A 13618-nucleotide genomic window follows, 5' to 3' on the forward strand; every position below is an offset into this window, starting at 1 on the left:
ACGGGGCGGAGGAGCGGGGTTCAGGAGCGGTCGGCGCCGAGCAGGACGCGGCGCATCTGCCGCAGGCCGACGCCGAGGACGATCAGCAGGGTGAAGAGGACGAGCAGCGTGCCCAGCGCGTTGATCTCGGGCGTGAGGCCGCCCTTGAGCATCGAGTAGACGCGCAGCGGGAGGGTGGTGCTGCCGATGCCGCCGGTGAAGGTCGACATCACGACGTTGCCGAAGGAGATGGTGAAGGTGAGCAGCCAGGCGGCCAGCAGCGGCTGGCGCAGCAGCGGCAGCGTCACCCGGCGGAACGTCTGCCAGGCGTTGCAGCCGAGGTCGGTGGCGGCCTCCGCCAGCGAGGGGTCCAGGGCCCGGTAGGCACCGAGGACGATCAGTGCCGCGTACGGCAGGGTCACCACCAGGTGGCCCAGGACCAGGGTGGTCTTGCCGAGTTCCGCGCTCATCGCACCGAAGACGGACAGCAGGGCCACGCCCAGCACGATCTCCGGGATGATCAGCGGCAGGAACAGCCCGCCGGAGAAGAGCGCCCTGCCGCGGGCCCGCAGCCGGGCCGTGCCCATCGCGGCGAGCAGTCCGCACAGGGTGGCGAGCGTCGCCGAGATCAGGGCGGTCTCGGCGCTGACGCGCAGGGCGGCGAGCAGTTCGGTGTTCTGTGCCAGCCGCCCGTACCAGCGGGTGCTGAAGCCGGCCCACTCGTAGGTGACCTCGGAGTCGTTGAAGGAGAGCACCACGACCACGGCGATGGGGACGTAGAGGAAGGCGATGACGCCCCGGGCGAGCCAGGCGGTCACGGTGTCGAGTGCGTGCTTCATGCCGACTTCCTCCTCAGCCGTCGGGCGGCCAGTCCGAACGCCGCCATGGAGGCCACCATCAGGAGCAGCAGCGCCACGGAGGCGGCGGCGCCCATCGGCTGGTTACGGAACTCGGTGTAGAGGGTGACGATGAGGTTGCCGACCAGTTGGTCGCGTCCGCCGCCGAGCAGGACGGGGATGACGAAGACGCCGAGGGTCGGGATGAAGGTGAGCAGCGCCGCGGCGAGCATGCCGGGCCGGGCGATCGGCAGCAGCACCCGGGTGTGCACCCGCCACCAGCCGCAGCCCAGGTCGCGGGCCGCTTCGCCGAGCGAGCCGTCGACGCCGCGCAGGGCGGCGTAGATCGGGAAGATCGCGGTCGGCAGGAAGGCGTACACCAGGCCGACGAAGGAGGCGCCCTGGCTGGGGATCCACTGGGTGGGGCCGTCGGTGAGCCCGATCCCGTCGGTCAGTGCGTTCACCGGTCCGCCGGGGCTCAGCAGGTTGATCCAGGCGAAGGTGCGGACCAGGAAGTCGGTCCAGAACGGCACGATGATCAGCAGGAGCAGCAGCATCTGCCGCTGCGGCGGGCGGCCGGCCAGGTAGTACGAGACGACGTAGCCGAGGACCAGGCAGACGGCGGTGTTCAGGGCCGCCATGCCCAGGCTGTAGCTGAAGACCTTGAGATAGACCGGGTCCATCAGGTCCTGGTAGTTCGCCAGCGTCCAGCCGCCCTGGATGCCGCCGTACGCATCGGCCGAGGCGAAGCTGTTGCGCACCACCAGCACCAGGGGCACCAGCACCAGTCCGAGGACCGTGACTCCGGCGGGCGCCAGCAGCAGCGTCGTCACCACGGCCCGACGGGTGCGCGGCGGGGGCGCGGGCCGGGGCGGCGCGACGGCGGTGGGCTGTGTGACCGTCATCGGGACGTCCGCCGGGGCGCTCGGTCGGGAGGAGGGGTGGTGTGCATGTGCTGAACTCCTTGTCCGGGGGCGGGTCGTTCGGAGCCGGTTGTCGGATGGGGAAAGCGTGGGGGAACGGGTGGTGACCCGAGAAGATGGATCCACAACGAATCCCGTGGAATGCAGCCCCGATTTCCACGTGTCTCGCAGCGCCGTGGCGGTGTGACGGACGACCTTGACAGTCGGCGGAGTGGGGAACGAGGGTGCTGACAGTGCCCGCAGGCACCCGCACACGCCCCGGAGGACTTGGTGATCGACGACCTGGACCGGCAGATCATCGACCAGCTCAGGGTGGACGGCCGCCGCTCCTTCGCCGAGATCGGGCGTACGGTCGGCCTCTCCGAGGCTTCGGTGCGCGCCCGCTACCAGCGGCTCCAGCGCAAGGGCGTGCTCCAGGTCGTCGGCATGACCGACGCGGTGCGCATGGGCGAGATGGAGGTCCACCTCGCGGTCCGGGTGCACCACATTCCGGTGTCCCTGGTGGCGCGGGAGCTGTCCCGGATGCCGGAGGTGCGGTACGTGGCCTCCTGCGTGGGGCCCTACGACCTGATCGTGGACGTCCGCTGCCGCGACCTGGAGCACCTGGCGGAGCTGCTCACCGAGCGCGTGCGCCGGGTCAACGGAGTGGCGCACGCGGAGGCGCTGACCGTACTGGAGGTCATCAAGGACTCGTACCTGTGGGCCGGGTTCCGGGAGGTCCCGGTGCGTCCGGAGAAGCGGATCATCCCGGGGTGACCGGCGGCCCGGGACGGATCGTCACCGACCGCTGCCGCGTCGGCTGCTCCTCAGTCCTCCGTCGACTGTTCCTCGGCGACGCCCTGGCCGACCGCGCTCGCCAGCCCGCTCCACGAGTAGTCCTTGAACAGCTCCAGCAACAGCAGGACCTGCACCCGGGAGACCCCCGGCAGCATCCGGATGTCGTCCAGGAGCTGGACGAGTTGGGCCTGGTCGCGGCAGGTGCCCTCCAGGAAGATGTCCTGGCTGCCGGCGCACAGCGCCACGTGGTTGATCATCGGCATGCCGGACAGCGTCTTCGCCACCGCCCGCGGGGTCAGGTCCCGCACCCGGATCATCAGCCGCACGGACTGGTGTCCCAACTGCAAGGGGTCGCAGAGCGCGACGATCCGCAGCACCCCGCTCTCCTGGAGCCTCGCCACCCGCTGGCGCACGGTTCCCTCGGAGACCCCCAGCTCACGGGCGAGCGCGGTGTAGGGCGTCCGTCCGTCGCGGGTGAGCGCACGCATGATCCTGCGGTCGGTGTCGTCGAGCACGCCCCCACCATGTCACCCGAAAGGCCACATGACGCCTGAATGTGCCGCCCGTCACAAACCAGGAGGTACCGCATGTTCCCCAGCGGTGCGGGAACGCGGGCACGGTCTCTGACGTGGACCGCGGTGCGACGGTGCCGGTGGCCCGGAAGCCACGTGCTGCACGGCGTCGTCCACGGGGGTCGTACGGGGTGGCGGTGAGCGGGTCCGGCGCGCTCCGCGGCAGGACTCGGTGCTCGGCAGACGGACGCCTCCTCCTCCACACAGGAGCGACACGGACCGCCGCCGCCCCGGCAAGGGCCTCGATGCGCCGGGAGGACGAGGACCTACGGGTCTGAGCGGGCGGCGGCCGTGGCGCGCCGGTGTCAAGGACGGCTGAGGCAGGCAGCCAACAGATGGGCGTCGAGCAGGGCGACGTCGGCGGTGCGGTCGGCACGGGCGTACCCGGCGAACATCCGCTTGGTGAGCGTGAGGGCTTCGGCCGACCGCCGGGCCAACGGCCTGGTCCAGGCGTCGACGACGCGGTCCAACTCGTCCGGCGGCGCCACCTTGTGCACGAGGCCGATGCGCTGGGCGGTCCACGCGTCGAAGCTGTCGCAGGTGAGCATCAGTTCCCGGATGCGGGCGGCACCAGCCTCCGAGATCAGCCGCCCCAGCGCGCCGCCCCAGGCCGGCGCGAGGCCCACCGCGACCTCGGGCATCCTGAAGCGGCAGGTCTCCGCGGCGACGCGCAGGTCGCAGAAGGCGGCCAGGGCCAGTCCGGCACCGACGACGCCGCCGTGGAGCCGGGCGATGGACACCGTGTGGGAGCTCTCCAGCGCTTGGCACAGACGGTTGGCCTTGTCCACGATGCGGCGCAGGGACGCCCCGGTGGGATCGGCCGCCAGGGCCGCCCGGTACTCGCCGCGGTCCGCCCCGAGGCAGAAGTCGTCACCCGTGGAGGAGAGGACGAGCGCCCGGGTCTCCGGCCGGTCGTGGAGGCCGTCGAGGAGCGCGGTCAACTCGTCGATCGCGGCGACGCCGAGGCTGGCACCGCCGGTGGGGTTCAGGTCGACGTGCAGCACGGGGCCGTCCTCCCGGACGCCCAGGGCTCCGGAGGCGGCGTCGGACACCGTGGTGCTGGCTATGGGGACGGGGGTGGTCATGCGAGGACGACATCCAGGTTCAGTAGGCGGCGGAACGCCACGCGGGGGGCCCACGACGGACGGCGGGCAAGGGCGAGACGGGGCAGGCGCTCGGTCAGGTGACGGAGCAGCGTGTGGGTTTCGAGGCGGGCCAGCGGCGCTCCCATGCAGTAGTGGGCGCCTCCGCTGAAGGCGAGGTGACCGGGGTTGCGGAGGGGGTCGAACCGTTCGGGATCGGGGTGTCGCTCGGGGTCCCGGTGGGCGGCGGCGATCATGAGGTGCACCATGTCGTCCTTGCGGACCTCCATGCCCCCCAGCACACCGTCGTGGTGGGCGACCCGGCTGATCACCTGCGTGGGCGGGTCGTAACGCAGCGACTCCTCCACGAAGCCGGGCACCAGATCGGGGCGGGCCGCCAGGCGCGACCACCACTCGGGACGCTCCAGAAGCAACAGGACCGTGGTGGCGAGCATGGTGGAGGTGGTCTCCAAGGCGGCCAGCAGCACGAACAGGGCCAGGTAGTACACCGCCTCGTCGGCCTGGTCGCGGTCCGGCTCCAGGGTGTCCCAGGTCGCTATCCACCGGGAGATCGGGTCGTCCCCGGGGTGCCGCCGGCGCTCACGTACCAGTTCGGTGAAGTAGGCGCGGAGCTCGGCGGTGGCCGCGTCGGAGAGCGCCAGCTGGCTCGCCGACGGCAGCAGTTCCTGGGTGAAGACCTGATCGTGGGTCAGCTCCCGGAGCCGGGGCAGATCAGCGGTCGGGAGTTCGAGCCAGCTGCCGATGGTGGCCACCGGCAGCTGCTCGCAGACCAGATCGACGAAGTCGGCCTCGCCGTCCTGGACCTGCTCGGCGACGGAGTCGAGGAGCAGGTCGGTCACCCGGCCGACCGCCCGACCGAGCCGCTCGATGGTGGCGCGGTCGAACGAGCCGGCGGACCGGCGCACCCGGGTGTGGTCGGGCGGGTTGAGGCAGGGCAGCGTCTTGCTCATCTCCGTGGCGGACGGCGAGTCCCAGCGGGTCCCTCCCCCTTGACGGCTGCGCCACTGCCGGTCGGGTTCCAGCCACTCGCGACTGCGCAGCACGTGGTCGCACAGGTCGAAGCCGGTGACGAGGTGACCGCCCCACGGCGCCGGGAGGATCGGCCCCAGCGAACGCAGGTTCGCGTAGATCGGGAAGGGGTTGCTCTGTCCCTTGGAAGTCCTGAGTCGTGCGAAGTGCGCAACGGCGCTACGGCGGCTGGCCTGGGAAGGGGCGGCGACCTTCACGATGACGGATCCTTTCTTCAAAGTCAGCCGCCATACGTACCCTTCACATTGTTAAACCATCCGCCATCAGAGGACTACAGGACGTTACTTGCGTCACTCTCCCCTAGTCCACGCGAGGAAACGGCTGAACAGACCGCCCTTGGGCTGGGGACGCGCCGAAGTCTCCGAAGAAGGTGCCGCATGGGGCATCGACACGGAGGTGCGCGACGTGGTAGCGGAGCGCTCGGCGGTCTTGGGCGTGACGACCCTCGGAGTGAAGCGGACCGGCAGGCCCAGCAGGGTCCGGCTCCAGGGAATCGGCGCCCAGTTCAGGTCCTTGAAGGGGACGCGCATCTCGACGTCGGGGAGCCCGTTCAGAAGCGCCTCGACGGCCGCCACCGTGATCATGAAGGCGGGGTCCTTGGCGGGGCAGGCGTGCGGGCCGGCGCCGAAGGCCAGGTGGGCCTTGGCGCTCAGCTGCTCCCGGTGCGCAGTCAGCCGCGGGTCGGTGTTGGCCGCTGCGAAGGAGATGACGATCGGGTCGTTGGCCCGGATCGTCCGGTCCCCCAGTTCGACGTCGTGGGTCGCGTAGTGCGTGGCGTAGTTGGCGATCGGCGCGTAGTTCCACAGCGTCTGGGAGACCGCGTCCTCCACCGGGAGGCCGGTCTGCCACTCCTCCCCCAGGTACAGGGCGGTGCTGGTTCCGATGGCGGCCGTCAGCGGGGCCGTACCGCCCGAGAGGAGGGTCACCAACTGGTGGAGCACCTCCTCGTCGCTCAGCCGGGCGGAGTGCTCCATCAGCCGGGTGGTGAGGTCGGTGCCGGGACTGCGCCGCTTGAGGGCGATCAGCTCGCCCAGGGCGGCGCCGAGGACCTGGTCGGCGTCGGGCGTGCCCTGGAAGATGCCGGAGATCCCCGCGATGACCTGGTCGCCGATCTCGGGAGGGCAGCCGAACAGATCGCTGAAGACCAGCAGGGGCAGCGGCTGGGCGTAGTCGGCCATCAGCTCGCCCTGCCCCCGGGGGGAACTGGCGAACTGGCTGATCAGATAGGCAGCGGACTGCTGGGTCTGCCGCACCAGTTGCAGTTCGTTGACGGTGGCCAGACTGTCCGTCACCGCCTGGCGCAGCCGGGCGTGGGCCGCGCCGTCGCTGAAGAGGGCGTTGGGCCGGTAGCCCATCATGGGCAGGGCCGGGCTGTCCTCGGGGACCCGCCCCTCGTTCAGCGCGTTCCAGCGGCGCGAGTCGCGCACGAAGGAGGCGGGGTTCTGCAGGATGTACAGGGCCGCGTCGTAGCTCGTGACCAGTTCGACCTGGACGTCGGGGGCGATGTCGACGGGGGCGCTCGGGCCGGTGGCGCGCAGCGCGGCGTAGGCGCCCTCGGGGTCGGAGCCGAAGCCGGGCCCGAAGAGTGCGGGGTTGCCGTGCGCGGGGCAGCCGGCAGGCATCCCCGATTCGGAGTGCTGCATGCGGATCTCCTAGCCGATGAGCGAGAGAAGGTGGTTCACCAGGGTGATCAGTGCCTGCGCAGACGACTGTTGGTCACGTACGTCACAGGTCACGACGGGCGTGTCGGCGCTGAGGTTGAGCGCCTCGCGCACCTCGTCGAGCGGGTAGGCCGGCGACGTCTGGAACTGGTTGACGCCGATCGCGTACGTCAGCCCGAAGCTCTCGACGAGGTCCAGCACCGGGAAGGACTCGGAGAGGCGCTCGGGGTCGACGAGGACGAGCGCGCCCAGGGCTCCGCGGGACAGCTCCTCCCACATCTCCTTGAAGCGCTCCTGACCGGGGGTGCCGAAGAGGTAGAGCACCACCTGGTCGCTCAGGGTGAGCCTGCCGAAGTCCATGGCCACGGTGGTGGTGGTCTTGTCCGGCGTGCCCGACAGGTCGTCGTAGCCCTCGCTGGCCTCGGTGATCTCCTCTTCGGTCTGAAGGGGCTCGATCTCCGAGATGCTGCCGATGCAGGTGGTCTTGCCGACCCCGAAGTGTCCCACCACGAGGATCTTCACCGCGGTGGAGACGCCTGGATCCAGGTACACGAATCACGCTCCGAATCGGGATTTCAGGCCATCGAGCACGGCGCTGAGCAGTTCTCTGTCGGCACGCTCGGCGCGCGGGACGGGCTCCCGCACGAAGATGAGGCCGCCCTCCTCCAACTGCGCGAGCAGGATGCGCACGATGCCCAGGGGCAGGTGCGTGTGGCCCGCCACCTCGGCCACGGAGAGGTAGCCGTCGGCTATCAGCTCCATGACGACGCGCGCTTCCGGGGACAGGGTCCGTGCCGCGGCCACGCTCTCGTCCTGGGCGCAGACGAGGGTGGTCCGTTCGTACTCGTGATCCGGGGGCAGGGACCGTCCGTTGGTGATCACGAAGAGCGGAACCAACGAGGACGTCAGTTCCAGGTCGCGTTCGTGGTCGTCATGCATGGTCGCCCCCCACTCGTGCGTGACCGGGGTTGAGCCGCGGGACCACGCCGTGCAGACGGGTGCTGAAGTCCTCGATGTCGGCGTCCCGGTCGGCCGCCGCGGCCAGGAAGGCGCCGCGTCCGGCGGCGATCAGGAAGATCCAGCCGTGCTCGAACTCGATGACCGTCTGCCGCCACTCGGCCTCCGCCGCGACGCCGGCGAACGGCGCGGTGACGCGGCTGTAGGCGTGGATGCCGGTCATCGCGGCGGCAATGGTGTCCGCCAGGTCGCGGCTCAGGCCGGAGGTCGCCCCGCGGGGCAGTCCGTCCCCGCCGAGCAGGACGGCGTGCCGGGCGCCGTGCACGTCGGCGACGACCTCGTCGAGCACGTCCAGGACGAAGCCGGTACCGGTCGTGGGCGTCGTGCGGTCGCGGGCGCGGTCGCCGTTGCCCGCCTTGCCGACATCGACCCGCGGCGGCGAGGTCAGGTTGTCCCCGAGCCGCGCGACGAGGCGGTGCATCCGGAAGGAGATCTGCTGCATGTCGACTTCGGGCGCCGCCGCGGCGGCCAGGTAGGCACCCTGGCCCGCACCGATCAGGAAGATCCAGCCGTGCTCGAACTCGATGATCGTCTGGCCCCACTGCCGGGCCTCCGCGTCACCGGCGAAGTGCGCGATGGCGCGGCTGAGGGACTGCATGCCCGCCATGGCGGCGGAGATGGTGCGCACGTCCTTCGCCGGCAGGCCCTCCGTGGCCCCGCGCGGAAGACCGTCGGCCGAGAGCAGGACGGCGTGCCGCGCCTTGGGCACGTTGCGCACGATGTCCTCAAGCATCCACGACAGATCTGGGCTCATGTGTCTTCGGACCCTTCGAACGGCGGGGAGTCCAGGTTGCGTCCGGAGATGGTGCCCCGCTGGAAGGCGCCGAGGCTGCGGCCGGTGGCGCGGGCGGCCTCGTCGGGGGTCCGGGGCACGGGCCGGGCCGTGCTGCGCTGGGAGACGTTCACGAGCGGGGTCTGTCGGCTGCCGCGCTTGGGCAGGCCGTGCACGGTGCGCCCGGAGTTCTGCGAGCGTCCCTCCGCCTGACGGATGTCCCGTACGGGCGCCTCGTCGGCGGGCGGTGCCTCCTCCACGGTCCACAACTCCTCGGGCAGCAGCACCACGGCGCGCACGCCGCCGTAGCGCGAGACGCCGGTGACGTCGACCTTGAATCCGTACTGGGTGGCCAGCAGGCCGATGACGGGGAAGCCGAACTTGGGCTGGTTGCCCAGCTGCGACAGCCGGGGGCTGACGTCGCCGGACAGCAGCGCGGTCGCCTTCTGCCGCTCCTCGTCGTTCATGCTGACGCCGGCGTCGTCGATGACGATGCACAGGTTGTTCTGGACGTGCTGGAACGTGACCTCGATCGGGGCGTCGCTCTGCGAGAAGCTGGCAGCGTTGTCGAGGAGTTCGGCGACGGCGAGCGCCACCGGAGAGACCGCGGACGCCTTCAGGGCGAAGCCGGTCTGCTGCATGATCTCGACCCGGCGGAAGTTGCGGATCTGTCCCTGTGCGCTGCGCACCACGTCGTAGACGCTCGCGGGGCGGCTGCGGCGCCCGATCGGCGCGCCGCACATCACGGCGATGCCCTGCGCCTTGCGCGCCATCTGGGCGTTCGCGTGGTTGACCTCCAGGAGGTCGGAGAGCACGGAGTGTCCACCGTACTTCCGCTGGATCTCCTCCAGGAGCGCCATCTGCTCGGCGGCGAGCGACTGGAGGAAGCGCGCCGCACCCTTGAGGACCGCCTTGGTGCTGTCCTCTGACGACTCCTCAGCCGCCCGTACGGTGCTGTCCTGTTCATCCTTGACCCGCCGCAGCTCCGACTGGGTCACCGCCAGTTGGCCCTCCGAGGTCCGCAGCTGCTGCCCCAGCGCGGCCTCGACCTCTCGTCTCTTAGCTCCCAGAGCTCTGTTGCGGCCGACGAGCAACACGGCCGCAACGACGGCTATCGCCGCCACGACAACCAGGCACCATATGAGTGCGTCCTGATTCACGGCATACCTTTCCCGGCGCATGACCTAAAGACATCCACGGATACACCTCAAGAGGGTCCGCAACCAGGCCCGCTTCCCCCGCGTCAACTACGCATTTTCGTGCCTGAGTTGTGAGATTCATGATCGCGGATTCGGGAATGCTATCACCGCGCCTTCCCCCCTGGGACCTGCACTTTTGCCCTCCCATGGGCGTCAATAGGGCCTCTGTACGGATATCTCTCCTGACAGGTGGTCAAAGGGAGCAAGTCGCCCGACGGCGCTCTCGCCGGGACCGCCGAGGTGGCCGGCGCGAGAACACGAGGGATACGGATTGCGCCCCGGCCCACCACCCTGCGTGAGGGCGCGGGCACGGACACCGACTGGCGCACCGGGCCGCGGAGAGAGACGGTGTCGAATGTGGCACCGCAGCAGCAGGCCCCCGACCGCCGGGCGCGGGACGTCCACACCCGGGTGACGGTGCTGGTCGCGCTGGGCGCCAATGTGCTGATCGCCGCCGCCAAGACCACCGCGGGCCTGCTGACGGCCTCCCCCGCGCTGCTCTCCGAAGCCGCGCACTCGATCGCCGACAGCCTCAACGAGGTCTTCCTGCTGATCGCCGTGCGCCGCAGCCGGCGCCCCGCGGACGCCCGGCATCCCTTCGGCTACGGCAAGGAGCGGTACTTCTGGGCGCTGCTGGCCGCCGTCGGGATCTTCGTCCTGGGCGGCTCCTTCTCCGTCTACCAAGGGCTGCACGCCCTCCGGACCGGGGGCCAGGAGTCGCACGAGGGCTACGTCGTCGGGCTCGCGGTCCTCACGGTGGCCCTGTTGGCGGAGGGCGGCTCGCTGCTGCGCGCCCTCCACCAGGTGCACCACCAGCGCGGTCGGGTGCGGGACCCCGCGCTGCGGACCGTGATCGCCGAGGACTCCACCGCCGTGCTCGGCGTCGTCCTCGCCATGGCCGGCATGGTGCTGCACCTGGTCACCGGACAGGTCGCCTGGGAGGCCGTGGCCTCCCTCAGCATCGGCCTGCTGCTCGTCTACGTGGCCTACCGGCTCGCCCGGGAGGCCCGCGACCGGCTGATCGGCGAGGCCGTGGACCCCGAACTCAGCGAGCGGATCGGCGCCTTCCTCGCGGCGCAGGAGGAAATCGACAACGTGGCCTCCCTGCTCACGATGCGGCTCGGCATGGACTCGGTGCTGGTGGCCGCGCGCATCGACCTCGCGCCCGGCATCGACAGCGAGGAGGTCGAGCTGGCCTGCGTACGGATCAAGCAGCGGATCGGCGAGCAGTGGCCGCAGGCGGACCACGTCTTCCTCGACATCACCGAGGCACCGGCGCCGGGGAGCACCGGCTGGTGAGGAAGCGGCCCACACCTCCGCGAGCCTTCGAAAAGCTGATGCTCACCCCCGGAAGTATCCGCTTTCTTCTCCCCCGGCCCGGGGCTGAGGATGGCTGCGAGTCCGACCACGGGGAGGAACCATGCCGTCCGCCATCGACCCGGACCTGCTGCCCGCCACCGCTCAGGACGGCCCCTCGGGGCTGTCCGTCGGCGGTGTTCCGCTCGTCGAGCTGGGGCGCAGGTTCGGGACACCGCTGTTCGTGTACGACGAGGAACACCTGCGGCAGCGCTGCCGGGAGGCGGTCGCCGCCTTCGGCGCCGGGAACGTGGCGTATGCCTCCAAGGCGTTCCTGTGCACCGCCATGGCGCGGCTCGCCCACGAGGAGGGGCTGCTGCTCGACGTCGCCTCCGGCGGCGAGCTGCGGGTGGCGCTGCACGCTGGCGTGCCGGGCGGGCGGATCGTGCTGCACGGCAACAACAAGGACGAGGACGAGCTGCGCACGGCGATCGGCGCCGGGGTGCGGCACGTCGTGGTCGACAGCTTCGACGAACTGGACCGGATCGAGCGGCTGCACGCCACGACCGGGCTCGCCCCCGTGCCGGTGGTGCTGCGGGTGGCGCCGGGCGTCGCCGCCGGTGCCCACCAGGCGATCCGTACCGGCGGCACCGACTCCAAGTTCGGCTTCGGCCTCGCCGACGGAGCCGCCGCGGCGGCCGTGCGTCGGGCCGCCGACTCCCCCGCGACGGTGCTGGAGGGCGTCCACGCGCACGTCGGGTCGCAGGTGCTGGACGCGGCCGAGCTGGCCGACGGCGCCCGGGCCGTCGCCCGGTTCGCCGTGGCCGCGGGGGTGCGCGGACTGACCGTGGGCGGCGGCCTCGGCGTGGCCTACGAGGCCGGACAGCGGGTGCCGACGTTCGCCGAGTGGGCCGCCCGGGTGCGGACCGCCGCGCAGGAGGCCGGCTGGCGGGGCGAGGTGACCGTGGAGCCGGGCCGCTCCATCACCGCGCGCGCCGGGCTGACGCTGTACCGGGTCGGCACGATCAAGCGGATCGAGGGCGTGCGGACGTACGTGAGCGTCGACGGCGGGATGAGCGACAACCTCCGCCCCGCCCTGTACGCCAGCCGGTACGAGGCGTTCCTGCCGCGCGCGCCGCACGCCGCCCGCCCGCTGCGCGCCCGGGTGGTCGGCAAGCACTGCGAGAGCGGCGACGTGATCATCGACGACGCGGCACTCCCGGCCGACCTGCGGGTGTCCGACCTGTTGGCGACACCGGTGACGGGGGCGTACGGCTACGCCATGGCGTCCAACTACAACAAGCTGCCGCGCCCCGCCGTGGTCTTCGTCCGCGACGGTGACGCCCGGCTGGTCGTCCGACGGGAGACCGAGGAGGACCTGCTGCGCCTGGACGTGGCAGCGGCACCGGACGACCGCCCCGTGGGCGCCGGGCTGGTCACGGCCCGCAGCGGGCGCTGAAGGCCCACCGGGTGGATCCGCCCCGACCGGGCACGATCCACCCAAAGGGACCTAACCTGGCGCAATGCTGAACAGTGCGCGTCTGCTCGTCCTGCTGGAGATCGCCCGCAGGGGCACCATCGTGGCGGCGGCCGGGGAGCTGCACCTGAGCGCCTCGGCGGTCTCCCACCAGCTCGCCCGGCTGGAGCAGGAGGTCGGGGTGGCGCTCGTGGAGCGCGGGCCGCAGAGCCTGCGGCTCACCCCCGCAGGGCGGCGGCTGGCCGAGCACGCGCAGGCGATCGCCGATCTGATGGCGGTGGCGCGGGACGACCTGCGCGAGCACTCCCTCGGCGAGGCCGGGGTGCTGCGGCTCGGGTTCTTCGCATCCGCGGGTCTGGAGCTGCTGCCCCGGGCCCTGTCGGCGTTCGCGGTGGACCGGCCCCATGTGGAGCTGGAGCTGATCCTGGGGCAGCCGCACGAGTTGGTGCCCGATCTGGAGGCCGGCGCGCTGGACGCGGTGGTCGTCTTCGAGCACCCCTTGGACCCGTGGTGCCGGCAGGCGTCGGTCGACGTGGAGATGTTCTTCGACGAGCCGCAGTTGGTCGTGGTGCCGTTGCGCCATCGGCTGGGGCGACGCTCCGTGGTCCGGCTCGCCGCGTTGGAGGGCGAGAGCTGGATCGGGACCCGCGGCGGCCACACCGGCGAGCCGGTGCTGGAGCGCGCCTGCGCCGCGGAGGGCTTCCTGCCGCGCGTCCGCTGCCGTAGCGACCACTACCAGGTCACCATCAACCTCGCCCGCGCGGGCATGGGCATCGCGCTGGTCCCGGCGCTGGGGCTCGGGGACACGGCGGGCGTGCACGTCTGCCGGCTCGACCATCCGCAGTTGCACCGTCGGATCGGCGTGGCCACCCGTCGTACGAACGAGAACCCGCTGCTCCGCGCCTTCCTCACCGACCTGCGGTCGGCGGCCGAGGAGGTCGGAGCGCTGCTCGGCGCGCAGTGGGCGTGACGGCGAC

At 71.3% G+C, this 13618-nt stretch carries 14 protein-coding genes; 4 read left to right on the plus strand and 10 right to left on the minus strand.

Translation table 11 applies throughout. The features are described 5' to 3' along the window. Positions 1–20: 20 nt before the first annotated feature. Both AB0E05_RS15820 and AB0E05_RS15825 read right to left on the minus strand, forming a co-directional pair. The gene (locus AB0E05_RS15820; protein ID WP_361963556.1) at positions 21–818 is read right to left on the minus strand and encodes an ABC transporter permease; all 798 of its coding nucleotides are present in this window, start codon (positions 816–818) and stop codon (positions 21–23) included. Further along, on the minus strand, positions 815–1720 hold the full coding sequence (locus AB0E05_RS15825) for an ABC transporter permease (RefSeq protein WP_361963558.1): 906 nt from the start codon (positions 1718–1720) through the stop codon (positions 815–817). The genes AB0E05_RS15820 and AB0E05_RS15825 overlap by 4 nt, the downstream gene beginning before the upstream one ends. 288 nt (positions 1721–2008) lie before the next feature. Here AB0E05_RS15825 and AB0E05_RS15830 point away from each other — a divergent pair, with 288 nt between their 5' ends. Beyond that, positions 2009–2494 (plus strand): Lrp/AsnC family transcriptional regulator, encoded by a 486-nt coding sequence (locus AB0E05_RS15830; protein WP_361537609.1) that lies wholly within the window; start codon positions 2009–2011, stop codon positions 2492–2494. Between the two features lie 50 nt (positions 2495–2544). Here AB0E05_RS15830 and AB0E05_RS15835 read toward each other — a convergent pair whose 3' ends face one another. From AB0E05_RS15835 to AB0E05_RS15870, 8 genes are all read right to left on the minus strand, one after another. Further along, the gene (locus tag AB0E05_RS15835) at positions 2545–3030 is read right to left on the minus strand and encodes an Lrp/AsnC family transcriptional regulator (protein WP_361963561.1); all 486 of its coding nucleotides are present in this window, start codon (positions 3028–3030) and stop codon (positions 2545–2547) included. 362 nt (positions 3031–3392) lie between these two features. Beyond that, positions 3393–4172 (minus strand): enoyl-CoA hydratase/isomerase family protein, encoded by a 780-nt coding sequence (locus tag AB0E05_RS15840; protein ID WP_361963563.1) that lies wholly within the window; start codon positions 4170–4172, stop codon positions 3393–3395. Continuing rightward, positions 4169–5416, minus strand: a complete 1248-nt coding sequence (locus AB0E05_RS15845) for a cytochrome P450 (protein ID WP_361963565.1) — start codon at positions 5414–5416, stop codon at positions 4169–4171. The genes AB0E05_RS15840 and AB0E05_RS15845 overlap by 4 nt, the downstream gene beginning before the upstream one ends. 93 nt (positions 5417–5509) lie before the next feature. Further along, positions 5510–6862 (minus strand): cytochrome P450, encoded by a 1353-nt coding sequence (locus AB0E05_RS15850; RefSeq protein ID WP_361963567.1) that lies wholly within the window; start codon positions 6860–6862, stop codon positions 5510–5512. Between the two features lie 9 nt (positions 6863–6871). After that, positions 6872–7432 (minus strand): ATP/GTP-binding protein, encoded by a 561-nt coding sequence (locus AB0E05_RS15855; protein WP_361963569.1) that lies wholly within the window; start codon positions 7430–7432, stop codon positions 6872–6874. Positions 7433–7435: 3 nt separating this feature from the next. Next, positions 7436–7819 (minus strand): DUF742 domain-containing protein, encoded by a 384-nt coding sequence (locus tag AB0E05_RS15860; RefSeq protein ID WP_361963571.1) that lies wholly within the window; start codon positions 7817–7819, stop codon positions 7436–7438. Next, complete coding sequence (locus AB0E05_RS15865; RefSeq protein ID WP_361963573.1) at positions 7812–8651, minus strand: roadblock/LC7 domain-containing protein; 840 nt, start codon at positions 8649–8651, stop codon at positions 7812–7814. Before AB0E05_RS15865 ends, AB0E05_RS15860 begins: the two co-directional genes overlap by 8 nt. Then, positions 8648–9829: an ATP-binding protein gene (locus AB0E05_RS15870; RefSeq protein ID WP_361963575.1), complete on the minus strand. Its 1182-nt coding sequence runs from the start codon at positions 9827–9829 to the stop codon at positions 8648–8650. The genes AB0E05_RS15865 and AB0E05_RS15870 overlap by 4 nt, the downstream gene beginning before the upstream one ends. Before the next feature lie 387 nt (positions 9830–10216). On the opposite strand from AB0E05_RS15870, the gene AB0E05_RS15875 reads away from it, so the two are divergent. The 3 genes from AB0E05_RS15875 (at position 10217) to AB0E05_RS15885 (ending at position 13611) form a co-directional block, all read left to right on the plus strand. After that, entirely contained in the window at positions 10217–11167 is a 951-nt protein-coding gene (locus tag AB0E05_RS15875) for a cation diffusion facilitator family transporter (protein ID WP_361963577.1), read from the plus strand. 121 nt (positions 11168–11288) lie between these two features. Further along, on the plus strand, positions 11289–12623 hold the full coding sequence (lysA, locus tag AB0E05_RS15880; RefSeq protein ID WP_361963579.1) for a diaminopimelate decarboxylase: 1335 nt from the start codon (positions 11289–11291) through the stop codon (positions 12621–12623). 64 nt (positions 12624–12687) lie between these two features. Continuing rightward, a complete protein-coding gene (locus tag AB0E05_RS15885) occupies positions 12688–13611 on the plus strand; it encodes a LysR family transcriptional regulator (RefSeq protein WP_361963581.1) in 924 nt (307 codons plus the stop codon). The last annotated feature ends 7 nt before the right edge of the window (positions 13612–13618 follow it).

Source organism: Streptomyces sp. NPDC048057 (assembly GCF_040653095.1).
GTDB lineage: Bacteria > Actinomycetota > Actinomycetes > Streptomycetales > Streptomycetaceae > Streptomyces.